At 69.7% G+C, this 23,390-nt stretch carries 23 protein-coding genes; 7 read left to right on the top strand and 16 right to left on the bottom strand.

The window, feature by feature from the left end:
* Positions 1 to 183: 183 nt before the first annotated feature.
* From alaS to BM041_RS18555, 3 genes are read left to right on the top strand one after another with little or no spacing between them, the layout of a single operon-like run.
* The gene (gene alaS / locus BM041_RS18565) at positions 184 to 2,832 is read left to right on the top strand and encodes an alanine--tRNA ligase (RefSeq protein WP_092961375.1); all 2,649 of its coding nucleotides are present in this window, start codon (positions 184 to 186) and stop codon (positions 2,830 to 2,832) included.
* Between the two features lie 25 nt (positions 2,833 to 2,857).
* On the top strand, positions 2,858 to 3,946 hold the full coding sequence (locus tag BM041_RS18560) for a DmpA family aminopeptidase (RefSeq protein ID WP_092961374.1): 1,089 nt from the start codon (positions 2,858 to 2,860) through the stop codon (positions 3,944 to 3,946).
* A gap of 57 nt (positions 3,947 to 4,003) precedes the next feature.
* Positions 4,004 to 4,465 carry a hypothetical protein gene (locus BM041_RS18555; protein WP_092961373.1) on the top strand — a complete coding sequence of 154 codons (462 nt, stop codon included), beginning with the start codon at positions 4,004 to 4,006 and terminating at the stop codon, positions 4,463 to 4,465.
* 47 nt (positions 4,466 to 4,512) lie between these two features.
* Here the strand turns inward: BM041_RS18555 and BM041_RS18550 are convergent, their stop codons facing one another.
* Positions 4,513 to 5,196: a DUF599 domain-containing protein gene (locus BM041_RS18550; protein WP_092961372.1), complete on the bottom strand. Its 684-nt coding sequence runs from the start codon at positions 5,194 to 5,196 to the stop codon at positions 4,513 to 4,515.
* 88 nt (positions 5,197 to 5,284) lie between these two features.
* Complete coding sequence (locus tag BM041_RS18545) at positions 5,285 to 6,496, bottom strand: NADP-dependent isocitrate dehydrogenase (RefSeq protein ID WP_092961371.1); 1,212 nt, start codon at positions 6,494 to 6,496, stop codon at positions 5,285 to 5,287.
* Between the two features lie 209 nt (positions 6,497 to 6,705).
* On the opposite strand from BM041_RS18545, the gene BM041_RS18540 reads away from it, so the two are divergent.
* Positions 6,706 to 7,578, top strand: a complete 873-nt coding sequence (locus tag BM041_RS18540) for a PAS-domain containing protein (RefSeq protein WP_092961370.1) — start codon at positions 6,706 to 6,708, stop codon at positions 7,576 to 7,578.
* A gap of 176 nt (positions 7,579 to 7,754) precedes the next feature.
* Entirely contained in the window at positions 7,755 to 7,970 is a 216-nt protein-coding gene (locus BM041_RS18535) for a hypothetical protein (protein WP_092961369.1), read from the top strand.
* On the opposite strand, the gene BM041_RS18530 is transcribed toward BM041_RS18535, so the two are convergent.
* The 7 genes from BM041_RS18530 to BM041_RS18500 are packed head-to-tail and all read right to left on the bottom strand — an operon-like array spanning position 7,967 to position 13,746.
* Positions 7,967 to 8,380: a RidA family protein gene (locus BM041_RS18530; RefSeq protein WP_092961368.1), complete on the bottom strand. Its 414-nt coding sequence runs from the start codon at positions 8,378 to 8,380 to the stop codon at positions 7,967 to 7,969. The two genes, BM041_RS18535 and BM041_RS18530, sit on opposite strands and share 4 nt — an antisense overlap.
* Positions 8,373 to 8,837, bottom strand: coding sequence for an acyl-CoA thioesterase (locus BM041_RS18525; protein WP_139226104.1), 465 nt, complete (start codon positions 8,835 to 8,837; stop codon positions 8,373 to 8,375). Before BM041_RS18525 ends, BM041_RS18530 begins: the two co-directional genes overlap by 8 nt.
* Positions 8,834 to 10,486, bottom strand: coding sequence for a benzoate-CoA ligase family protein (locus BM041_RS18520; protein WP_245762156.1), 1,653 nt, complete (start codon positions 10,484 to 10,486; stop codon positions 8,834 to 8,836). Before BM041_RS18520 ends, BM041_RS18525 begins: the two co-directional genes overlap by 4 nt.
* Positions 10,483 to 11,670, bottom strand: a complete 1,188-nt coding sequence (locus BM041_RS18515; protein WP_092961367.1) for an acyl-CoA dehydrogenase family protein — start codon at positions 11,668 to 11,670, stop codon at positions 10,483 to 10,485. Before BM041_RS18515 ends, BM041_RS18520 begins: the two co-directional genes overlap by 4 nt.
* Complete coding sequence (locus BM041_RS18510) at positions 11,670 to 12,497, bottom strand: enoyl-CoA hydratase family protein (protein WP_092961366.1); 828 nt, start codon at positions 12,495 to 12,497, stop codon at positions 11,670 to 11,672. The genes BM041_RS18515 and BM041_RS18510 overlap by 1 nt, the downstream gene beginning before the upstream one ends.
* On the bottom strand, positions 12,494 to 13,015 hold the full coding sequence (locus BM041_RS18505) for a MarR family winged helix-turn-helix transcriptional regulator (protein WP_245762155.1): 522 nt from the start codon (positions 13,013 to 13,015) through the stop codon (positions 12,494 to 12,496). The genes BM041_RS18510 and BM041_RS18505 overlap by 4 nt, the downstream gene beginning before the upstream one ends.
* On the bottom strand, positions 13,012 to 13,746 hold the full coding sequence (locus BM041_RS18500; RefSeq protein ID WP_092961365.1) for an SDR family NAD(P)-dependent oxidoreductase: 735 nt from the start codon (positions 13,744 to 13,746) through the stop codon (positions 13,012 to 13,014). The genes BM041_RS18505 and BM041_RS18500 overlap by 4 nt, the downstream gene beginning before the upstream one ends.
* Positions 13,747 to 13,864: 118 nt before the next feature.
* Here BM041_RS18500 and BM041_RS18495 point away from each other — a divergent pair, with 118 nt between their 5' ends.
* Positions 13,865 to 16,201 carry a bifunctional salicylyl-CoA 5-hydroxylase/oxidoreductase gene (locus BM041_RS18495; RefSeq protein ID WP_092961364.1) on the top strand — a complete coding sequence of 779 codons (2,337 nt, stop codon included), beginning with the start codon at positions 13,865 to 13,867 and terminating at the stop codon, positions 16,199 to 16,201.
* Between the two features lie 24 nt (positions 16,202 to 16,225).
* Here BM041_RS18495 and BM041_RS18490 read toward each other — a convergent pair whose 3' ends face one another.
* Positions 16,226 to 16,564, bottom strand: coding sequence for a hypothetical protein (locus BM041_RS18490; protein ID WP_092961363.1), 339 nt, complete (start codon positions 16,562 to 16,564; stop codon positions 16,226 to 16,228).
* Positions 16,565 to 16,716: 152 nt separating this feature from the next.
* On the opposite strand from BM041_RS18490, the gene BM041_RS18485 reads away from it, so the two are divergent.
* Positions 16,717 to 17,607, top strand: a complete 891-nt coding sequence (locus tag BM041_RS18485) for a LysR family transcriptional regulator (protein ID WP_092961362.1) — start codon at positions 16,717 to 16,719, stop codon at positions 17,605 to 17,607.
* A 115-nt stretch (positions 17,608 to 17,722) separates the two neighbouring features.
* Here BM041_RS18485 and BM041_RS18480 read toward each other — a convergent pair whose 3' ends face one another.
* The 6 genes from BM041_RS18480 to BM041_RS18455 all read right to left on the bottom strand — a co-directional run bounded on the left by BM041_RS18480 (position 17,723) and on the right by BM041_RS18455 (position 23,370).
* Positions 17,723 to 18,685: a Bug family tripartite tricarboxylate transporter substrate binding protein gene (locus BM041_RS18480; protein ID WP_092961361.1), complete on the bottom strand. Its 963-nt coding sequence runs from the start codon at positions 18,683 to 18,685 to the stop codon at positions 17,723 to 17,725.
* 129 nt (positions 18,686 to 18,814) lie between these two features.
* Positions 18,815 to 19,531 (bottom strand): ABC transporter ATP-binding protein, encoded by a 717-nt coding sequence (locus BM041_RS18475; RefSeq protein WP_092961360.1) that lies wholly within the window; start codon positions 19,529 to 19,531, stop codon positions 18,815 to 18,817.
* Entirely contained in the window at positions 19,528 to 20,298 is a 771-nt protein-coding gene (locus BM041_RS18470) for an ABC transporter ATP-binding protein (RefSeq protein WP_092961359.1), read from the bottom strand. The genes BM041_RS18475 and BM041_RS18470 overlap by 4 nt, the downstream gene beginning before the upstream one ends.
* A complete protein-coding gene (locus BM041_RS18465) occupies positions 20,291 to 21,238 on the bottom strand; it encodes a branched-chain amino acid ABC transporter permease (protein ID WP_092961358.1) in 948 nt (315 codons plus the stop codon). Before BM041_RS18465 ends, BM041_RS18470 begins: the two co-directional genes overlap by 8 nt.
* A gap of 2 nt (positions 21,239 to 21,240) precedes the next feature.
* Positions 21,241 to 22,164, bottom strand: coding sequence for a branched-chain amino acid ABC transporter permease (locus BM041_RS18460; RefSeq protein WP_092961357.1), 924 nt, complete (start codon positions 22,162 to 22,164; stop codon positions 21,241 to 21,243).
* 15 nt (positions 22,165 to 22,179) lie between these two features.
* Positions 22,180 to 23,370 (bottom strand): ABC transporter substrate-binding protein, encoded by a 1,191-nt coding sequence (locus tag BM041_RS18455; RefSeq protein WP_217648762.1) that lies wholly within the window; start codon positions 23,368 to 23,370, stop codon positions 22,180 to 22,182.
* Between the last annotated feature and the right edge of the window lie 20 nt (positions 23,371 to 23,390).

Raw genomic sequence — 23,390 nt, 5'->3', positions numbered from 1 at the left:
CCCCCCCTCCTCGGCCCGAACGGCGCGGCCGCGTGGCAGTTCCGGCTTCGCGCCCGCAACCGCCGACCCTCGACGTTCAGTTCATCGCGCGGTAAGGGACGCGGCTTTCGCCTGGGCCTTCCGGCCGTGGCGGCGGCATCCCTTCCGTGGGCAGGGGTTCCAAATGATGGCAGCGATCAGGCGATGACCAGCAGCAACGACATCCGCGCCACCTTCCTCGACTACTTCCGCCGTAATGGGCACGAGGTGGTTGAATCCTCCCCGCTTGTGCCGCGGAACGACCCGACGCTGATGTTCGCGAACAGCGGCATGGTGCAGTTCAAGAACGTCTTCACGGGGCAGGAGAAGCGGCCCTATTCACGCGCCACCACCGCGCAGAAGTCGGTCCGCGCCGGCGGCAAGCACAACGACCTGGACAATGTCGGCTATACCGCCCGCCATCACACCTTCTTCGAGATGCTGGGCAATTTCAGCTTCGGCGACTACTTCAAGGAACAGGCGATCGGCCATGCCTGGGAATTGCTGACCCGCGATTTCGGCCTGCCGAAGGACCGCCTGCTGGTGACGGTCTATTCGGAGGACGAGGAAGCCCCCGTCTACTGGAAGAAGATCGCCGGCCTACCCGACAGCCGCATCATCCGCATCCCGACCTCCGACAATTTCTGGCGGATGGGCGATACCGGCCCCTGCGGCCCGTGCTCCGAGATCTTCTTCGACCATGGCGACAAGATCTTCGGCGGCCCGCCCGGCAGCGCGGACCAGGATGGCGACCGGTTCATCGAGATCTGGAACCTGGTCTTCATGCAGTATGAGGAAGGCCCCCCCGGCACCCGCGTGCCGCTGCCGCGCCCCTCGATCGACACCGGCATGGGCCTCGAGCGCTTCGCCGCCATCCTCCAGGGCAAGCACGACAACTACGACACCGACACGCTGCGCGCCCTGATCCTGGCGAGCAGCGAGGCCACCGGCCAGGATCCCGACGGCCAGTGGAAGACCAGCCACCGCGTGGTGGCGGACCACCTCCGCGCCGGCACCTTCCTGATCGCCGACGGCGTCATGCCGTCCAATGAAGGCCGCGGCTATGTGCTGCGCCGCATCCTCCGCCGCGCCATGCGCCACGCCCACATGATGGGCGCGCGGGAGCCGCTGCTGCACCGCCTGGTGCCCGCGCTGACCCGCCAGATGGGCGCCGCCTATCCCGAGATTCTCCGCGCCGAGGCGCTGGTCGTCGAAACCCTCCGGCTGGAGGAGACCCGCTTCCGGTCCCTGCTGGAACGCGGCCTCGGCCTGCTGGCCGATGAGTCGGGCCGGCTTGGAGACGGCGGGACGCTGCCGGGCGACGTCGCCTTCAAGCTCTACGACACCTACGGCTTCCCCCTCGACCTGACGCAGGATGCGCTGCGCGGCGAGGGCAAGACGGTCGATACCGCGGGCTTCGAGGCCGCGATGGCCGAGCAGCGCAAGCGCGCCCGCGCCGCCTGGGCCGGGTCGGGCGAGGCCGCGACGGAAACGCTGTGGTTCGACCTGAAGGAGAAGCTCGGCGCCTCCGAATTCCTCGGCTACTCCACCGAGACGGCGGAGGGCGAGATCCTCGCCATCGTCGCCAATGGCCAGGTGGTGGACAGCGCGGTCGCGGGGACCGAGGTCTCCGTCATCCTGAACCAGACGCCCTTCTACGCGGAATCCGGCGGCCAGGTCGGCGATACCGGGCTGATCTCGGCCGGCGAGGGCTGCCGGATCAACGTCCGCGACACGCAGAAGAAGCTCGGCGACCTCTTCGTCCATGTCGGCGTCGTCGCGCATGGGGAGGCCAAGCTTGGCCTCGCCGTGCAGGCGGAGGTCGATCACGCACGCCGCTCCACGATCAGGGCCCATCACTCGGCGACGCACCTGCTGCATGAGGCGCTGCGCCGTCGCCTCGGCACCCATGTCGCGCAGAAGGGGTCGCTGAACGCGCCGGACCGGCTGCGCTTCGACGTCAGCCAGCCCGTGCCCATGACGGATGCGGACCTCGCCTGGGTGGAGGCGGAGGTGAACAGCCGCATCCGCGAGAATGCGGAAGTCGTCACCCGCCTGATGACCCCTGACGCCGCCGTGCAGATCGGCGCCATGGCGCTGTTCGGCGAGAAGTACGGGGAGGAGGTGCGCGTCGTCTCCATGGGGCATGACCCCAGTGCCACGGAGCGTTTCGGCGTCTATTCGCTGGAACTCTGCGGCGGCACGCATGCGAAGCGCACCGGCGATATCGGCCTGTTCCGCATCGTGGCCGAGGGCGCCGTCGCCGCCGGCATCCGGCGCGTGGAGGCCGTGACCGGCGAGGCCGCGCTGAAGGTGATCGAGGAGCGCGACCGCCAGCTGAACGAGGCGTCCTCCGTCCTGAAGGCCAGGCCGGCCGAACTGGCGGAGCGCATCGCCAACCTGCTGGAGGAACGCAAGAAGCTGGAGCGCGAGGTCAGCGACCTCCGCAAGAAGCTCGCGACCGGTGGTGCGGCGGCGGAGGTCGAGACCATCGCCGGGCTCCGCGTGGCGCTGCGTGAACTCGGCGAAATGCCGCCCAAGGACCTGAAGGGCGTGGTCGAGGCCATCCTGCAATCCGGCACCGCCGATGTCGTCGGCGTGGTCGCGACCGCGGAAGGCAAGGCCAGCGTCTTCGTCGGCATCGGGGAGGCCGCGAAGGGCAAGACCGATGCCGTGACGCTGGTCCGCGCGGCCAGCGCCGCCATCGGCGGCAAGGGCGGCGGCGGCAAGCCGGACATGGCCCAGGCCGGCGGGCCGGATGCGGCGAAGGCGGCGGAGGCACTCGCGGCGATCCGGGCCGCGCTCGGCGGCTGAAGGACGCAGGCGGCAGGGCTGGCGCATGGGTGACGCGACCACCAGGCAGCGCGCCCGCACCCTCGGCTTCGCGCCCGGCATCCTCACGCCCGGTCCGCTGAACGCCATCACCGATGTCGCCGGCGTGCTGGTCGGCCAGGTGACGGTGATCGAGGGGGAGGGCACGCGCACCGGCGTCACGGCCATCCGCCCGCATCCCGGCAATCCCTATGCGGACCGCGTTCCCGCCGGCCTCTTCGCCATGAACGGCTTCGGCAAGATGGCGGGGGTGACGCAGGTGCAGGAACTGGGCGAGCTGGAAACGCCCATCCTGCTGACCAACACACTCGCCGTCGGGCGGGCGATGGAGGCGCTGGTGGATTGGACCCTGGCCCAGCCTGGGAACGAGCAGGTCCGCAGCGTCAATGCCGTGGTCGGCGAGACCAATGACGGCCGCCTGAACGACATCCGCATCCGCGGCGTGACCGGCGCGCATTGCGCCGAGGCCCTGGCGGCGGCGGCCACCGGCCCGGTGGCGGAAGGCAGCGTGGGCGCCGGCACCGGCACCATGGCCTTCGGTTGGAAGGGTGGCATCGGCACGTCCAGCCGCGTGCTGCCGGCCGCCCTCGGCGGTTGGACGGTCGGCGCGCTGGTCCAGGCGAATTACGGCGGCGCGCTGTGCATGGCGGGCCTCGAGGTCGGGCGACGCCTGGGAAAATACTTCCTGGCGGAGCATGTGGCCCAGCAGGCCGATGCCGATGGGTCGGTCATGGTCATCCTGGCGACTGACGCGCCGCTGTCGGACCGCAACCTCCAGCGCCTGGCGCGCCGCGCCATGGCCGGCATCGCGCGTACCGGCGCCGCCTTCTCCGACGGGTCGGGCGACTATGCGCTGGCCTTCGCGACCCATCTGGATGTCATCCGCACCGCGGAACGCCGCGCCGCCATCGCCCGCTACGCGGACCTGCCGAATGACAAGGCCTCGCCCCTGTTCGTGGCAGCGTCGGAGGCGACGGAGGAGGCGGTGCTGAACGCGCTGACCATGGCGACCACCATCGAAGGCCGGGTCGCGGGCCGGCGGGTGGTCGGGCGCTCACTCCCGCTCGATCGCGTCCTCGCGTTGCGGGGCTGTTAACAACGGGGCGAGGAAACTGGCGGAGCCTCCCACAGCCTTCCGGGGAGGGAAGGCCCGATGCTCGTCACCCTCGCCGGTACCCTGATCGCGATCCTGCCCGTGCTGGTGGCCTATGCCCTCTGGCGGCTGATGCGCATGGTCTGGCGGCTGCTGCGGCAGCCGCGGATGCGGTTTGGCGTGCTGGTGGCGCGGGCGGGCCGCGTGCGGCTCCGTCGGCCTCCTGCCGGGCTTTCGGGGGAAGGGCCGGATGCGGCGGTGCTGGTGGAGGAGGTGGCGCGGCTGAGGGCGGAACTGCGGGTCGCCCGGGCCGAACTGGCGGTGCTGGAGGCGGCGCGGCCCGGGACAGGGGTGCGATGGCCCTGGCGACGCCCGGTCGATGACCGTTTCCACCAGGCCAAGCTGGCCTTCGCCCGCGCCTTCCATCCGGACCGCCTGCCCGAGGGCGCGGCGGACAGCGCCATCCGCGCCGCCGTGTTCAAGGAATTCTGGGACGTGCTGCGCCGGATCGAGCGCGCCTGAGGGGGGGGGGCGCGGCTTCATGGCCGCTGCCCCGCCGGCGGTCCCGCTCAGCCCGTCGGCTGCACGGCGTCCCGCACCTCCGACCGGAACTCCCGTCGGTACAGCTCCCGCAGGACCAGCAGGCTGGCCAGGATCAGCAGGGCGGGATGGGCGATCCAGGCCAGCGCGGCGAGGCCGAAATAGTAGCTGCGGAGCCCCGTATTGAAGTGCCGCGCCGCCCGGTTCAGCACGCGGGCCGCGATGTCCGCCTGGGCGATCGTCTCCGCCGTGGCGGGCGCGCCGGGAATGCCGCCGACGAGGATGGAGCTGTAGTTGAACTGCCGCAGCGCCCAGGTCAGCTCGAAGAAGGCGTTGACGAAGATCAGCAGCAGCAGCGCGATCTTCAGCTCCCACACCACCTCATCAGGCACCATGGCGTAGGGCAGCGCGGAGACGACGCGGCGGCCGAGGTCCGGGGCCCCCAGCAGCGCCACCAGGCCGCCCAGGATGAAGATGCTGGTGGTGGCCAGGAAGCTGGTGCTGTTCATCAGGTTGCCGATCGCGGCCATGTCGGCGATCCGGTTCTCCCGGTCCAGCATGGCGCGCATCCAGCGGCGCCGGTGTTCATCCATGGCGGCGATCACGCTGGCGTCGCGAAATCGCGGCACGCGGCCGACCGCGGTGGCATAGCCAGCCCAGCAGGCGGCGAAGACGATCAGGCCGGCGATATCGAAGGTGGTGAGTTCGCTCATCCAGCCTGTCTAGCGCCGGAACGGAAGCGGCCGCCAGGATTTCCCCTGGCGGCCGCGACGCAGCCGATGGCCTGTCCCCGGAAGGGGATCAGCCCATCTTCTTCTTCAGGTTCTCGTCCAGCTTGGCGAGGAAATCCTGCGTGTTCAGGTAGGGCTGGTCCTTGCTGATCAGCAGGGCCAGGTCCTTGGTCATGTGGCCGGCTTCCACCGTCTCGATGCAGACCTGTTCCAGCGCGTCGGCGAAGTCGACGACATCCTGCGTGCCGTCGAACTTGCCGCGATAGGACAGGCCGCGCGTCCAGGCGAAGATGGACGCGATCGGGTTCGTGCTGGTCTCGCGCCCCTTCTGGTGCTCGCGGTAGTGGCGCGTCACCGTGCCGTGCGCGGCCTCGGACTCGACGGTGTTGCCGTCCGGGGAGAGCAGCACGGAGGTCATCAGGCCGAGACTGCCGAAACCCTGGGCGACGATGTCGGACTGCACGTCGCCGTCGTAGTTCTTGCAGGCCCAGATGTAGCCGCCTTCCCACTTCAGGGCGCTGGCCACCATGTCGTCGATCAGGCGGTCCTCATAGACCAGGCCCTTCGCCTTGAAGCGGTCGGCGAACTCCGCGTCGAAGATGGACTTGAAGATGTCCTTGAAGTTGCCGTCATAGGCCTTGAGGATCGTGTTCTTGTGGCTGAAGTACACGGAATAGCTACGCTGCAGGCCGTAGTTGAACGACGCCCGGGCGAAGCCCTCGATGGAGGCGTTCAGGTTGTGCTGGCCCATGAAGGCGCCGGGGCCCTTGAAGACGAAGTCGCCGATCTCCTGCGGCGCGCCACCTTCCGGCGTGTAGGTCATGGTCACCTTGCCGGCGCCCGGGACCTTCATCTCCACCGCGCGGTAGATGTCGCCGAAGGCGTGGCGGCCGACGACGATCGGCTTCGACCAGTGCGGCACCAGGCGGGGCACGTTCTTGATGATGATCGGCTCGCGGAAGATCGTGCCGTCCAGGATGTTGCGGATGGTGCCGTTCGGGCTCCGCCACATCTTCTTCAGGCCGAACTCCTTCACCCGCGCCTCATCCGGGGTGATGGTCGCGCACTTCACGCCCACGCCGTACTGCTTGGTCGCGTTGGCGGCATCCACCGTCACCTGGTCATCGGTCTGGTCGCGGTACTCGACGCCCAGGTCGTAGTACTTCAGGTCGATGTCGAGGTAGGGCAGGATCAGGCGGTCCTTGATGAACCCCCAGATGATGCGCGTCATCTCGTCCCCGTCCATCTCAACGACGGGGGTCTTCACCTTGATCTTGGCCATGCCTCATTCCTTGCCGAACGCCCGTGCCGGGACACCTCGATCGCGCCCTGGGGTTGGGAGTGGGCGGAACATGCCAATGGGACCCCCCGGGGGCAAGCCCGCCTGAAGCCCGCCGGTCCGAAGGCTGACCGATGCGCGACCTTGCCGGCCTTCGGCACGCGCGGGTAGAAGGCAGGGGTTAACCGGCAACCTTCTGGCGGGAGACGACGATGCTGATCCCGCTGATCGCCCTGGCGGGGGTTCTCCCGGCCCCGGCGCTCGCGCGGGGCATGGATGAACCGCGCGCCAGCCTCATGGTGGGCGCCCTGCTGGCGTTCGCTGCCGTCCTGGCGGCACTGGCGCTGCTGGTGCAGGCCCGGCGGTTGCGACGGCGGGACATGCAGCTGCATGCACGCAATGCCCATCTGGCCGCGGCCAATGCGGAACTGCGCGAGGTGACGGAACGTGCGGAAGCCAAGGCCCGGATGCTGGATGGCGTGCTGGCCGCCATGGCCGATGGCATCCTGGTGGTCGATGCGGGTCTGCGGCTGGCCGGATGGAATCCCCGCTTCCCCGACTATGCCGGCGTGCCGCGCCGCGCGCTGCGCATCGGCATGCCACTGAGGGAGGTGATTCGCCTGCAGGCGGAAGCGGGCGAATTCGGCATGGTGGACCCGGAGGCGGAGACGGAGCGCCGGATGGCCATGTTCCACAACGGTACCGCGCCGCAGCGCCTCCAGCGCGAGAGGCCTGATGGCAGCCGGTTGGAACTTCGCCGCACGCCGCTGCCGGGCGGCGGCTATGTCACCCTCTACACGCCCATTCTCGCCCCCGCCGCCGCAGCAGCCGGCGATGCGATGCAGGCGGCCTTCCGCCAGGAATGGACCAGCCGGATCCCCCGGCTGACCGCCGCCGCCGCGGATGGCGATGTGGCGGAAGCCCGCGCCGTGGCCCATGCGCTGCGCGGCGTGGCTGCCAATGCCGGCTGGACACGGGCGGCCGCCGCGATGGAGGGGATCGAGGAGACGGCCGCCGCCGGCGCGCTCACGCAACTCCGCCTGCTGACCGCGGGCCTGCCGCAGGATCCCGCCGCATGGAACTGACGCGTCCCGAACCGGTGGAATGCCCGCATTGCGGGGAGCCCACCATGCCGAATCGCCTGGCCGATGGCGCCATCGTGTGTTCCTGCGCGGCGGAACGGTCCCTGCCGCCACCCCCCATTCCGCTTGCCCCACGGCGACCCGGCCCCAGATAGACCCCACAAAGAGGAGACTTGGCCATGCTGCTGCGAATGGCGACGGGCACGATGGTGGGCATGGCGGTGGCGACCGCCGCGACGGCAACCCTGGCGCTGGGCGCCGGGGCGATCGGCGCCGCGCTGCTGGCGCGACGCCTGTGCGAGGAACGCCGCGGCTGGAAGAAGGACGCGGATGAGGCCGTGGACGCGCCGATCGACGTCGCCGACGAACCGGGGCCGGAAGCGCCCGCGGCCTAGGTGTGTAGTCCCGGGATGATCGCGGTGGCCTCGATCTCGACCTTCGCCTCGGGCTCCACCAGCGCGACCACCTGAACCAGCGCCATGGCGGGGAAGTTGCGCCCCATGACGGCGCGATAGGCCGGGCCGAGTTCCGCCAGGCTCGCGCGGTACTCGGCCATGTCGGTGACATACCAGGTCAGGCGACCGATATGTTCGGGGCCGCCGCCGGCTTCCTTCACCACCGCCAGGATGTTCTCCAGCGCCTGGCGGACCTGCGGCACGAAGCCCGCGGCGAAGCGACCTTCGGCGTCCCAGCCGATCTGCCCGCCCACCAGCACGACCCGACCCTGGCCCGCCATGCCATTGGCGTAGCCGCGCGGCGCCGGCCAGCCCGGTGGCTGGAGGGCGGTAAGGGGGCTGTCAGCCATGGGCGCAACGCTCCTGATAGGCGACCAGCGCCGCGCGCAGGTCGGCCGGGATCGGCACGGCGCGGCGGGCATCGAGGTCGGTCGTGGCGGTGACGAGGGAAAGCCTCGCCAGCTCCTCCTCCCCGCGATGGATGTGGACGGTCAACGCATAGGAACCGCCGCCGATCCGCGTCAGGATCGGCGTCAGCGCGATGCGGTCGCCCATCAAGCCCGGGCGGAAGAAATCGGCCTCCGCATGGACGAAGCCCGTGCCGATCCGGCGTGTGCCGTGCAGGGCATGGAAGTCGATGCCGAGATCCTCGGTGAACCAGTCCTCCACAATGCCATTCGCCATGGCGAAGAAGGCGGGGAAGAAGACGATACCCGCGGGGTCGCAATCGCCGAAGCGGATTCGCACCGCGCCCCGGAAGGCGCGGGGCGGCAGGGCGGCGGCCGGGATCGGTTGCGGGCGGCTCATGCGCCGCTTTCGGCCTGCTTGCGAAGCGCGAAGCGTTGCAGCTTGCCGGTCTCCGTCCGCGGCAGGGCGGGGACGAAGACGACGCTGCGCGGGTATTTGTACGGGGCCACTTCCGCCTTCACATGGTCCTGGAGCGCCTTCACGAGCATGGCGTCGCCGGCGATGGCGTCCTTCAGCACGACATAGGCCCGCACCACCATCCCCCTTTCCGCATCCGGCGCGCCCACCACGCCGCATTCCTTCACGGCGGGATGGGTCAGCAGGGCGGATTCCACCTCCGGCCCCGCGATGTTGTAGCCGGCGGAGACGATCATGTCGTCGTTCCGCGCCTGGTACCAGAAGTAGCCATCCGCGTCCTGGATGTAGGTGTCGCCGGTGATGTTCCAGCCAGCCTGGACGTATTGCGCCTGGCGCGGATCATCGAGGTAGCGGCACCCGGTCGGCCCCTGCACCGCCAGGCGCCCCGGCGTGCCGCGCGGCACCTCCTGCCCGGCATCGTCCACCACCCTGGCGCGGTAGCCCGGCACGGGGATGCCGGTGGCGCCGGGGCGGATCTGGTCCTCCCGCGCCGCGATGAAGATGTGCAGCATCTCCGTCGCCCCGATGCCGTCCATCAGCGTCAGGCCCGTTGCCTTCCGCCAGGCCTCAAGGATCGGCACCGGCAGGGTCTCCCCGGCCGAGACGCATTTGCGGAGGCTGGACAGGTCATGCTCCCCGGCCTTCGCGGCCATGACCCGATAGGCGGTGGGGGCGGTGAAGCAGACGGTGGCGCGGTGCCGCGCGATGGCCGCGGGTAATTCCTCCGGCGGCGCCTTCTCCAGCAGCACGGCGGTGGCGCCGACGCGGAAGGGGAAGAGGACGAGGCCGCCAAGGCCGAAGGTGAAGGCCAGCGGCGGGGAGCCGATGAAGATGTCGCTCGGCTCCGGCTTCAGCACCTGCAGGGCGTAGCCATCGCAGATCGCCAGCATGTCTCGATGGAAATGCAGCGTGCCCTTGGGTTCGCCCGTGGAGCCGCTGGTGAAGCCGATCAGGCAGACATCGTCGGCGGCCGTGTCGCAGGCTGCGAAGGTGCCGGGCGCCTCCGCGACCATTGCCTCCAGCATCCCGTTGCCCCAGGTGACGAGGTGCCGGAGGTCCGGCCCTTCCGCCTTGCGCAATTCCTCCACCAGCCGCGCATCGCAGAGCGCATGGGTGATGCGGCCCTTGCGGAGAACTTGCGACAATTCCTTGGCGCGCAGCAGCGGCATGGTGGCGACGACGACGCCGCCGGCCTTCAGCACGGCGAAATAGGCAGCGACCATCCAGGCATTGTTGGCGCTGCGCAGCAGCACGCGGTTGCCCGGCACCATGCCCAGGCGCGAGACCAGCACATGCGCGATCCGGTCCACGCGCTCCGCCAATTGCCGGTAGGTCAGCGTCTCCGCCGGCGTCACCAGCGCGGGGTGGTCGCCGCGGCCGCGTTCGATGTTGCGGTCCAGCAGTTCCACCGCGCAGTTGAGGCGCGCGGGATACTGGAATTCCGGCCGGTCCAGCAGGAAGACCGGCCACTGGTCGCGCGGGGGCAGATTGTCCCGGCAGAAGCTGTCCTGGTGGGCGGATGCGCCCATCGCCTGCGTCATCATCCCGTCCATCCCCGTCTCCCGGTTCATGATGTGGATGTGCGACTGTCGCGTTCGGCCCCTGGCGCTTTTTCGCGCTCCGCGCGGGCAATGACCACGCGCTGGACCTCCGAGGCGCCTTCATAGACACGCAGCGCCCGGACTTCCCTGTAGAGTTCTTCGGCCTTGTGGCCCTTGGTGACGCCGAGGCCGCCATGGATCTGCACGTTGCGGTCGGCGCAGCGCTGGGCTGCTTCCGTTGCGTGCAGCTTGGCCATGGAGGCTTCGCGCGTGACGCGCGGCTGGCCGGAATCCTTCAGCCAGGCCGCGCGATAGACGAGAAGGGCGGAAGCCTCGACATCCACCGCGCTGTCGGCGATGGCGGCCTGGCTCATCTGCTGGTCGAACAGCGCGCCGCCGAACAGTTTTCTCGAACTGGCGCGTTCCACCGTCATGTCGAAGGCGCGGCGCGCGAAGCCCAGCGCGGCGGCGCCGACGGTCGCACGGAAGACATCGAGCGTGCCCATCGCGACCTTGAAGCCCTCGCCGGGCTTGCCGATGAGGTCGTCGACGGCGACGCGCAGATCCGCGAAGGCCAAGGTCGCCAGGGGATGCGGCGCGGTGACGTCGATGCGCGCCTCGATGGTCAGCCCCGGCGCATCGGCGCCGACGATGAAGGCGGAAAGGCCCCGCGCGCCGGGTGCCTCCCCGGTGCGGGCGAAGACGATGTAGGACGCCGCGATACCGCCATTGCTGATCCAGGTCTTGCGGCCGTTCAGCCGCCAGTGGCCGTTGCCGTCCGGCGTCGCGGTGGTGGCCAGCGCGGCCACGTCGCTGCCGGCCTCCGGCTCGCTCAGCGCGAAGGCGGCCAGCGAGGTGCCCGCCCGCGCGCCGGGCAGAAGGCGTTCGCGCTGTGCGTCCGTGCCGAACAGCGTGACGGGCCCGGTGCCGAGGCCCTGCATGGCGAAGGCGAAATCCGCCAGGCCGCTGTGCCGCGCCAGGATGTCCCGCGCGATGCACAGGCTGCGCGCATCCAGCCGGCCATCGGCAGGGCAGGGCACGCGCAGCAGCCCGGCCTCGCCCATGGCGCGCGCCAGGCGTTGCACGCTGCCATCGGCGTCATGCTCGTCGGACAGCGCCTCGGCATGCGTGGCCGCCCAGGCCTCGACCTCCTGCGCCCAGGCGCGGTGGCGATCCTCGAAGAAGGGCCACTGGAGAAAGCTGCGGTCGGCCATCAGTCGCCCTTGAACTGCGGACGCTGCTTCGCGACGAAGGCGTCATAGGCGCGGCGGAAATCCTGCGTGGTCATGCACAGCGCCTGCGCCACGGCCTCGGCCTCGATCGCCTGGTCCAGCGACATGGCCCATTCCATCTGGAGCATGCGCTTGGTCATGGCATGGGCGAAGTTCGGCCCCTCCGCGATCTCCCGCGCCAGCTTCGCGGCGGCGCCTTGCAGCACATCGGGCTCGTGGATTGCGTTGAAGAAGCCCCAGGCCAGCGCTTCCTCCCCGCCGAGCGATCTTCCGAGATAAAGCAACTCGCTCGCCCGGCCCTGGCCGATGATGCGGGGCAGGATGGCGCAGGCGCCCATGTCGCAGCCGGCGAGGCCCACGCGGTTGAACAGGAAGGCGGTCTTGGCCCGCGCGGTGCCGAGGCGGATGTCCGATGCCATGGCGATGATCGCGCCCGCGCCGGCGGCGATGCCATCGATGGCGGCGATGATGGGCTGCGGGCAGGCGCGCATGGCCTTCACCAGCTCACCCGTCATGGCCGTGAACTGCATCAGCCCCTTGGTGTCGCGATCCAGCAGCGGGCCGATGATCTCATGCACATCGCCGCCCGAGCAGAAATTGCCGCCCGCGCCTGTCACGACGAAAGCCTTCACCGCATCATCATGGGTGGCGGCGCGCAGGATCGCGGCCATCTCCGCGTAGCTGTCGAAGGTCAGCGGGTTCTTCCGCTCCGGCCGGTTGAGCGTCAGCGTCGCGACGCCGCCCTCGATATCCAGGCGAAGATGCTGCGCGGCGTAGCTGGCCAAGGGGCCGCTGATGGCCGTGATCATGGTGTTTCCTCGGGTGAAAGGGCCGCGCGGACGGAACCCTTGGCCTGGCCCAGCAGACGGAACAGCGCGGCGCGGTCGGCGCCATCCAGCCCGCCGAGCAGTTCCGCGACCCAGCCCTCATGCGCCGCCGATTGCCGCGCGAATTCGCGCTTCCCCTTGGCCGTCAGCCGCAGCATCTGGGCGCGGCGGTCGCCAGGCCGCGCGCGGCGCTCGACCAGCCCCTCGGCCTCCAGCCGCGTGGCCAGGCCGGTGACGTTGCCGTTGCTGACCATCATGCGGCGGGACACATCGCCGAGCGTGAGGCCCGCCGGCGCGCGGTCCAGCGCCGCCAGAAGGTCGAAGCGGGGCAGGGTCGTGTCGAAGTCGCGGCGCAGGCGGGTGCGGATCTCGCCCTCGATCAGCGTCGCGCAGGTCAGCAGGCGCAGCCAGAGGCGAAGATCGTCCTTGTGGCCAGGCGGCGCGCCAGCCAGGGCGGTCTCCGCATCCACGGCGGCGGGCATCATGTCGTCCGGGGTCACGTCTCCCCCCCATCCACCGCGATGGCCTGCCCGTTGATGGCGGCGCTGCCGGGCAGGCAGAGGGCGAGCACCGCGGCGGCGACCTCCGCCGGCTGCACCAGGCGCTTCTGCGGGTTGTGCTTCGCGAGTTCGGCGCGGGCCTCATCCTCGCCGCGCCCGGTCTTGGCAACGATGCGGGCCACGCTCTCCGCCACGATGGCGGTATCCGTGAAGCCCGGGCAGACCGCATTCACCGTCACGCCCTTCATCGCCACTTCCTGCGCCAGCGCCCGCACCAGGCCGAGCAGCCCGTGCTTCGCGGCGGTATAGGCGGTGACATAGGGGTAGCCCTTCAGCGCCGCGGTGCTGGCCACCATCACGATGCGCCCGGCGCCGGCATCCAGCATCCCCGGCAGCACGGCCTGCGCCGCCGCAACCGCGCCCAGCACATTCACCCGCCACATCCGGTCGAACAGCGCGGCATCAGACTTGAGGAAAGGCGCGCTTTCCGCCGCACCGGCGGCATTCACCAGGATGTCGAAGCGCGGCAGCGCGGGCAGGGCGGTCACATCCGCCACCAGCAGGCCCGCCGCATCGCCGGCATCCAGTGCGGCCCGCAGCGGCGCTTCCCGCCGCCCGAGCACCGTCACCACCGCCCCCGCGCGCGTCAGCGCTTGCGCGCAGGCGAGCCCGATGCCCGTGCCGCCGCCCGTGACGAGCGCGGCCTTGCCGAGGAGTGGCGACGCTTCCATCCGACCTCCGATGCTTCAAGCCTAAAACATCATCCGGCGGCGGCGCAACCTTGCAATCCGGTTGCCCGCCCAATCTTTGAAGCCTAAACTATCGGGTGTCAGGGGCGGAGGTGCATCGATGCGCATCGCGGTGATCGGCGGCGGCCCGGCGGGCCTCTATTTCTCCATCCTGATGAAGCGGGATTTCCCGCAGGCGCGCATCACGGTGGTGGAGCGCAACCGGCCGGACGATACCTTCGGCTTCGGCGTCGTCTTCAGCGACGCGACGCTCGACACCTTCCAGGCCGCGGATGAACCCAGCTACCGCGCCATCACGGAGAGCTTCGCCTATTGGGACGACATCGCCATTGTCGCCAAGGGCCAGGAACACCGCATCGGCGGCAACGGCTTCTGCGGCTGCTCCCGCCGCACCCTGCTGATGCTGCTCTCCGACCGCGCCCGCGCGCTGGGCGTCGAACTCGAATACCGGCGGGAGGCCGCGCCGGAGGATTTCCCGGATGCCGATTTGATCGTTGCCGCCGATGGCATCAATTCCCCCATCCGCGAACGCTTCCGCGACCATTTCGCGCCGGAAGTGGACCTCCGCCCGAACCGCTTCGCCTGGATGGGCAGCACGCGCCCCTTCGACGCCTTCACCTTCTTCTTCAAGGAACGGCCCGAGGGCATCTTCATCGCCCATTGCTACCAGTACGAGGCCGGCGCCAGCACCTGGGTGCTGGAGACCGATCCCGAGACCTTTGCCCGTGCCGGCCTGGAGCGGATGAACGAGGCGGAGTCGGCCGCGTATCTCGAAGGCGTCTTTGCCGAGGAATTGCAGGGCCACCGCCTGATCACCAACAGATCGATGTGGCGGCAATTCCCGACCATCACCTGCGGCCGCTGGGTGAAGGACAACATGGTCCTGCTGGGCGATGCCAAGGCCAGCGCGCATTTCTCCATCGGATCTGGCACCAAGCTGGCGATGGAGGATGCGATCGGCCTCCACAAGGCGTTCCGCGCCGGCGGCAGCGTGGCCGAATGCCTGCACCGCTACGAGACCGACCGGCGCGAGGATGTGGAGAAGACGCAGCACGCCGCCGGCGTCTCCCTGGTGTGGTTCGAACATGTGAAGCGTTTCTGGCAGTTCTCTCCGACCCGCTTCGCCTTCGGTGTCATGACGCGGTCGAAGGCCATTACCTGGGACAATTTGGCGCTGCGCGCCCCGCAATTCGTGGCCGAGACGCAGCGCGCGGTGGCGGAGGAAGCCCAGGCCGCCGGCCTGCCGGCCGACCCGCGCAAGCCGCCCATGTTCCAGCCCTTCAGGCTGCGCGACATGACGCTCGCGAACCGCGTCGTCGTCTCCCCGATGTGCATGTATTCGGCGCCGGAAGGCGTGCCCGGTGACTTCCACATCGCGCATTACGGCGCCCGCGCCATGGGTGGGGCCGGGTTGCTGTTCACGGAGATGACCTGCGTCAGCCCGACCGCCCGCATCACCCCGGGCTGCGCCGGCCTCTGGAACGATGAGCAGCAGGCCGCCTGGACGCGCATCGTCGCGCTGGCGCATGCGACATCAGACGCGAAATTCTGCCTCCAGCTCGGCCATGCCGGGCGGAAGGGCGCGACGCGGCTGATGTGGGAAGGGATGGACAAGCCGCTGAAGGAAGGCGCCTGGCCGATCCTCTCCGCCAGCGCGATCCCCTACTACCCCGAAAGCCAGGTGCCGCGCGCCATGACCCGCGAGGACATGGATGCGGTGAAGGCCGATTTCGTCGTCGCCACAAGGCGCGCCATCGCCTGCGGCTTCGACATGCTGGAACTGCATTGCGCGCACGGCTACCTGCTGGCCAGCTTCCTGTCGCCGCTCACCAACCGGCGGGACGATGACTACGGCGGCGGCGTCGAGAACCGGCTGCGCTATCCGATCGAGGTCTTCGCGGCCATGCGCGCGGTCTGGCCGGCGGAAAAGCCCATGTCGGTCCGCATCTCCGCGACCGACTGGGCGGAGGGCGGCCTGACGGACGGGGATTGCCTGGCGATCGCGCGCGCCTTCGCGGCAGCCGGCGCGGACCTGATCGATGTCTCCACCGGCCAGACCGTGGCCGATGCCAGCCCGACCTATGGCCGGATGTTCCAGCTGCCCTGGTCCGACATGATCCGGAACGAGGCGGGCATCGCGACCCTGTGCGTCGGCAACATCACCAGCGCCGACCAGGTGAACACCATCGTCGCCGCCAGCCGCGCGGATCTGGTGGCGTTGGCCCGGCCGCATCTGACGAACCCATCCTTCACCCTGCACGCCGCGGCGCAGTATGGCGTGAAGGATATCGCCTGCCCGCCGCAATACCTCTGGGGCAAGGATGCGCTGCTGCGCAACGCGGCGAAGGATCAGGCGGAACTGCGGGACCTGAAGCTCAAGGCCCGGCCGAAGAGCCACAAGCCGGAGGCGGCGTCGCTTCCGCGGGCGGCGGAGTAGCCTCCGCCGCCCGCTGGACGGTCATCAGCCGCGGGGCGCGGCGATCGGCGCCAGCACGAAATCCGTGTTCTCGCCGTTGCTGATCGACCGCGCCGCGACGCCCGGGGCCTGGCGCTGGGCGAACTGGCCATCCAGATAGGTCACGGCGACCTCGTTGCCCGGCATCTGCTGCGTCACGATGCGGCCGCCGCCGACGATGTTGCCCTGGTAACCCGGCGCATAGACGATCTCGCTATTCTCGCCGGTGCCCACCGAACGGGGGTAGGAAGTCGCCTCGGCGGCCTGCGCGGTCGCGGCACCGAAGGCCAGGGCCGTGCCGAACAGCGCGGCGGCCAGGGTCAGCTTGGAGGAGAGGGTGGTCATGGTCGTTGGCTTTCTTCTCAGTCGGGGTGGCGACCCGATGTCGCCGTCCGTGGCCGGAAGATGCGTCCGCGGCCGTCGTCGCGGGATTGCCGATTGTTCTTCCTCCGGCATGCGGAAATGCATGACCCTTAACCGTTACATGCGGTAACGGCATGACAAACAGCCTGGACTGGAGCCTTCTCCAGGCCTTCGTCGCGGTGATGCGGTCAGGCAGCCTCTCAGCCGCCGCCCAGACCCTGCGCCTGACGCAGCCGACCGTCGGCCGCCAGATCCGCACGCTGGAGGACCAGGTGGGGGAGGCGCTGTTCGACCGCACGCCGCAGGGCCTTCGCCCCACGGACCGCGCCATGGCGCTGATGGAACACGCCGAGCATCTGGAACAGGCCGCGCAGGCGCTGTCCGCCTCCATCACCGGCAAGCCGGAGAGCCCGACCGGCACGGTGCGAATCACGACGACGGAAGTCTTCGGCGTCGAACGCCTCCCGGCGCTGATGCGGCCTTTCCTGCTCAGCAATCCGGGGATCACCATCGAGGTGTCGACCGGCATGCAGGTGGAGAACCTGTTGCGCCGCGACGCCGACATCGCGATCCGCTTCTCCCGGCCCGAGCAGCCTGAGCTGATCGCGCGGCAGATCGGCATGGTGGAACTCGGCTTCTTCGCGTCGGAGGATTATCTGGCACGCCACGGAGAGCCATCCGGGATCGACCAGGTGGTCGCCCATGCCTGGGTGGGCTTCGACCGCGATGCCTTCGGCCCGCGCGCGGCCGAACGCCTTAAGCTCGACGTCAGCAGGACGCATTTCGCGTTCAAGACCGACAGCTTGCTGGCGCAACGCGAAGCGATCGCGAGCGGCCTCGGCATGGGTGTCCTCGAAACGCGCTCGGCAAGGCGCGCGCCGGGTTTGCGCCGGCTGCTGGCCGCGGAATTCGCGCCGCGCACGGCGGTCTGGCTGGTGGCCCATGCGGATGTGCGCCAGGGACGGCGCTACCGCGCCGTCTTCGACCACCTGGCCGCGGTGCTGCCCGCGGAGTTCAGGGACTGACCATCGGTGGCCCGCGCCGGTCTGGCGACGGCTCCCTTGTCGTCACCACCGGGCCCCGCCGCGGTTCTTCGACCGCTGGCACAAGAACGGCTTCATGACGCGGGCCACCCCCCACTCAGCTGTTGATCCAGGGCGCGCGGCGCCACAGGTCAGCATACTGGGTCTGCGTCGCCCGCATCCGCGCTTCCCACTGCGCGCCGGGCTCCAGCGTCGGCTCGATGAACTGTGCCTCGAAGCTGCGCCGGGTGGCGGGATCGCTGGCGGCTTCCTGCACGGCGTCGCGCAGCCTTTCGAGGATGCGGGAAGGCGTGGAGGCCGGCACCACCAGGCCGCGTTCCGAATACATCTCGAAATCGAGGCCGAGGCTCCTGAAGGTCGGCGTCTCCGGCGTGAAGCGGCTGCGCTCCGCCCCGCCATGCGCGATGAAGCGCACGCCATCGGGGTTGGGCGCGTATTCGCCGATGGAGACGCAATTCGCCTGCACCTGGCCGGCGATCAGCGCCGTCCGCTGGATCGGCGCGCCGGTGTAGTGGATCAGCGTGAAGCGCGCGCCCGTCAGCCGCGAGATCTGCGCCATCATCAGGTGATCGTCGGTGCCGATGCCGGAGGTCGAGACGACAATCCCCTCGGGATCCGCCAGCGCGCGGCGCACCAGATCCTGCACATCCCTGATCGGGCTGTCGGCACGCACGATCAGGCCCGTCGGGTCCGTCATGATGTTGCCGATGAAGCCGAAGCTGTCGAGGTTGTACTGCGCCCGCCGCTCCACCGGCACCGTCACGAAGGACGGCATGTTGGTCAGCCCCAGCACCTGCCCATCCGGCCGCGACCGCGCGACATAGGTCAGCGCCACCTCGCTGGACGCCCCCGGCCGGTTCACTACCGTGATGGGCTGCCCGAGGCGCGTTTCCAGGTGCTTGGCGAAGAGCCGCGCGACGATGTCCGTGCCACCGCCCGGGGCGAAGCCGACGACGAGTTCGACCGGTCGGTCCGGCCGCCAGGGCTGGGCGAAGGCGGGGGCGGCGAGGGGGGCCGTGAGGAAGGCACCGAGGATGCTACGGCGGCTGAGCTGCGACATGATCGAACCTCCAGAACTCGTCTGGCGTTCAAATGCATCGTGGGTGCGCGCAGTTCTATAGGATGATTGCGTGGGCGCGGTGAAAGCTGTGAAGCCACCGACTCCGCCGCCTGTAAAGCGGTAAAGGGTTTACAGGTGCAGGTAGCTGTCCCGGACCTGCGGCGCCGCGGCCAGATCGGCGCTGGTGCCGGTCCAGACCGTGCGGCCCTTCTCGATCACCACATGCCGGTCGGCCAGGCGCGTCACGGCCGCCAGGTTCTTGTCGATCAGCAGGATCGCCTGGCCCTCGGCCTTGAGCTGCGCCAGCACGTGCCAGATCTCCGCGCGGATCAGCGGCGCCAGGCCTTCGGTCGCCTCGTCCAGGATCAGCAGGCGCGGATTGGTCATCAGGGCGCGGCCGATCGCGACCATCTGCTGTTCGCCGCCGGAGAGCTTGGCGCCGGGGTTGTGGCGACGCTCCCGCAGGCGGGGGAAGAAGTCATACACCGCCGGCAGCGTCCAGCGCGGCGCGCCGGGGCCCCGATGCGCGGCGGTGGCCAGCAGATTCTCCTCCACCGTCAGGGTCGGGAAGACCTGCCGCCCTTCCGGCACCAGCCCGAGCCCCTGTCGCGCCACCTTGTGCGCCGGCAGGCCCGCGACGGAGGCGCCATCGAGCGCGATATCGCCCCCCCAGATGCGCCCGCCGACCGAGGGCAGCAGGCCCATGATGGCGCGGATGGTCGTGGTCTTGCCCATGCCGTTGCGGCCGAGCAGGGTCACCACCTCCCCGGCGCCGATCGCGAGGTCGATGCCGAACAGGACCTGGCTGCCGCCATAGCCCGCGGTCAGGCCGGCCAGGCGGATCATGGCACATGGTCCAGCGTCATCTCGTCCTCGCCGAGATAGGCGGCCTTCACCTCGGGGTTGGCGCGGATCTCCTCCGTGGCGCCGGTCGCGATGACACGGCCATAGACGAGGACGGAGATCCGGTCGGCGAGGGCGAAGACCGCCTGCATGTCGTGCTCCACCAGCACGATGGTGTAGCGGCCGCGCAAGGATCGCAGGATGCCGATCAGCCGCTCCGTCTCCTCCGGCCCCGCGCCGGCCAGCGGTTCGTCCAGCAGCAGCAGGCGGGGCTCCGTGGCGAGGGCGATGGCGAGTTCGAGCTGCCGCTTCTCCCCATGGCTCATCGCCCCCGCCGGCACCTGCGCGCGGGCGCCGAGGCCCACCGCCTCCAGCGCCGCCATCGCTGCCTGGTTCAGCCGCTGTTCGGTGGAGGCCGGGCGGAAGAAGCGGAAGCTGGACCCCGCGCCCGCCTGCACGGCGAGCGCGGTATTCTCCAGCGCCGTGAAGGCGGGGATGACGGAGGTGATCTGGAAGCTGCGCGCCAGGCCGAGCCTGGCGCGGCGATGCAGCGGCAGCGCGGTGATGTCCCGCCCGGCGAAGAAGACCTGGCCCGCATCCACCGGCAGCACGCCGCTGATCTCATTGATCAGGGTTGTCTTCCCCGCGCCGTTGGGGCCGATGATCGCGTGGATCTCCCCCGGCGTGACATCGAGCGACACGTCGTCGGTGACGGCCAGGCCGCCGAAGCGTTTCCTCAGGTTGCGCAGCGAAAGGAGCGCCTCAGCCACGGCGGAACCCCTTCGCGACCTGGCCAGGGATGCCGGACAGGCCGTTCGGCAGGAACAGCACGGCCAGGATCAGCAGCACGCCGAAGAGGATGCGCCAATGCTCCCATTGATGGGACAGCCATTCCTCCAGCAGCACGAAGCCCAGCGCGCCGAGCAGCGCGCCATGCAGGCCGGACAGCCCGCCGAGGATGACCATGAACAGCAATTCGCCGGAGCGCTGCCAGGAGATGTAGGCCGGTGCGACGAACTCCGCGGCATTGGCGAAGAGGAACCCCGCCGCGCCGCCGATCGCGCCGGCGATGACATAGGCCGTCAGGCGGTAGGGATAGGGGTCGAAGCCGAGCGCCTGGGCCCGCATCGGATTGCCCTTCACGGCGCGCAGCACGCGCCCGAAGCGGGAGGCCAGCAGCATGCGGCAGAGCAGCCAGGAAGCCGTCAGCGCACCCAGGCAGACGTAGTGGAAGGCCAGCTTGTTCTCCAGCAGCCGCCCGCCCGCCACGGTGTTCCGCGCATAGAGCGTGTAGCCATCGTCGCCGCCATAGCCCGCGAGCGAGGTCGCGGTGAAGAAGGCCATCTGCCCGAAGGCCAGCGTGATCATGATGAAGTGCACGCCGCTGGTCCTGACCGCGACCGCGCCCGTCACCAGCGCGAAGCCGGCAGCCGCCAGGATGGCGACGGGCAGCACGACATGCGCCTCCACGATGCGCGCATCATCCAGGATCACCACGGCATAGGCGCCGAAGCCCATCATCGCGGCATGGCCCATGGAGACGAGGCCCGCGCCACCGACCAGCAGCGACAGCGCGACCGCCGCCATCGCCAGGATCATGGCCCGCGCCAGCAGCGTCAGCACATAGCCCTCGCCGAACCCCACGAAGGGGGCCAGGGCGAGCGCACCCAGCAGCAGCAGGGCGGGCAACTCGGATCGCAGCTGGCGCATCGTCAGGACGCCCGCACCGGGAACAGTCCCGCGGGCCGGAAGGCCAGGATCGCCGCCATGGCGATGTAGATCAGCATGGAGGACAGCGCCGCGCCGACCTGCCGCGCCTCGCTCGGTGACAGGAACAGCCGCATCAGGTCCGGCATCATGGACCGCCCCAGCGTTTCCACCAGCCCGACCAGCAGCGCCGCCAGGAAGGCGCCGCGGATGCTGCCGATGCCGCCGATGACGATGACGACGAAGGCCAGGATCAGCAGGTTGTCGCCCATCCCGGGCTCCACCGACAGGATCGGCGCCGCCAGCACCCCCGCGAAGCCCGCCAGCATCGCCCCGAAGCCGAAGACGATCATGAACAACCGCCGGATATCGACGCCGAGCGCCGCCACCATCGGTGCGTTCGTCGCGCCCGCGCGCACCAGCATGCCGACCTTCGTGCGCTCCACCAGCCACCAGAGCAGCCCGGCGGTGGCGAGCCCACCCGCGATGATGGCGAGCCGATAGGTGGGATAGAGCAGGCCGTCCATCACGCGGATGCCGCCCGTCAGCGCATCGGGCAGCGGCACCTGCAGCGGCGCCGCGCCGAAGACCATCTTCACGCCCTGGTTCAGCACCAGGATCACGCCGAAGGTCGCCAGCACCTGCGCCATGTGATCGCGGTCATATAGATGCCGGAAGACCAGGAATTCCAGCAGCAGGCCGAACAGCAGCGCCGCCGGCAGCGCCAGCAGCAAGGCCAGCCAGAAGCTGCCGGTCTGCGCGGCGAAGAAGGCGGCGAAATAGGCGCCCACCATGTACTGCACGCCATGCGCCAGGTTGATGAAATCCATCACCCCGAAGACCAGCGTCAGCCCCGCCGCGATGAGGAAGAGAAGGATGCCGAGTTGCAGGCCGTTCAGGCCCTGCACCAGCAGGAGCGTCGTCGACATCCCTCGTCCCGTCCCTCAGGCCGCGGGCATGCGGCACTCGGCCGCGAAGGGATCGACGACGTTGTCAAAGACCTTCCGTTCATGCTCCGTCTGGAACTTGCCATCCGCGCGGCGGGCCACCTTGGCCAGCCAGAAATCCTGCACCGGGAAGTGGTTGGCGCCGAAGGCGAAATTGCCACGCACGCTGCGGAAATCGGCCGCCCGGATGGCGGCGCGCAGCGCGCCCTTGTCGGCCAGGTTGCCACCCGTGCGACGGATGGCGCTGTCCAGCAGGAAGGCGCTGTCATAGGCATGCGCCGCATAGCTGGCGGGGACGTAGTTGAACTGCCCCTCGAAGTCCCGCACGAAGCGGGCGTTCTGCTCGTTCGGCAGCGTCGGCGTCCAGGTGGTGCCGGTGAAGAAGCCGACCGCGGCTTCGCCCTGCGCCGGCAGCACCGCCTCATCCACCGTGAAGGCGGAGAGGAAGGGGATGTTGCCGAGGCCCGCCTGGCGGTACTGCCGCACCAGGTTCACGCCGAGCCCGCCCGGCATGAAGGTGAACAGCGCATCCGGCCGCGCCGCCGCGATCCGCGCCAGCTCCGCCGAGAAGTCGAGCTGCGTCAGCGGCGTGTAGATCTCGTCCACCACCTCGCCCCGGAAGCGGGACTTGAAGCCGGCCGCGGCATCGCGCCCCGCCTGGTAGTTCGGCGTCATGATCATCACGCGGCGGTAGCCGGCATCCTGCGCCGCCTGGCCCATCACCGCATGGTTCTGGTCATTGACGTAGGAGGTCGCGAAGAAGAACGGGTTGCAGCCGCGCCCGGCGAAGGGGGAGGGGCCCGCATTGGTCGAGATCAGGAAGGTCTGCGTCTCCGTCACCGGTCGCATGATGGCGGCCAGGATGTTGGAGAAGACGACACCGACGATCACGTCGCAGCGGTCGCGCTCGATCGCCGCGCGCACCTTGGTCACGGCGGCATCGGGGCGAAGCTCGTCATCGATCACCAGCACCTCCGCGCCGCGGCCGCCGAGGCGGTTCTCCAGGTGCCGCATGCCCAGCATGAAGCCGTCCCGCAGATGCGTCCCCAGCGAGGCCTGCGGCCCCGTCAGAACCGCCACCAGCCCCACCTTCACCGGCGCCGCCTGCGCGCGTGCCACCAGCGGCATGGCAAGCGCCGAGGCGCCAAGGCCCAGCGCCGCGCGCCGGCCCAGTTCGAACCGCATCATCGTTCCTCCGTCTCCCGTAG

This window comes from Falsiroseomonas stagni DSM 19981 (genome assembly GCF_900114315.1).
Lineage (GTDB): Bacteria > Pseudomonadota > Alphaproteobacteria > Acetobacterales > Acetobacteraceae > Falsiroseomonas > Falsiroseomonas stagni.
This window is presented reverse-complemented; position numbering and strand designations above follow the sequence as displayed.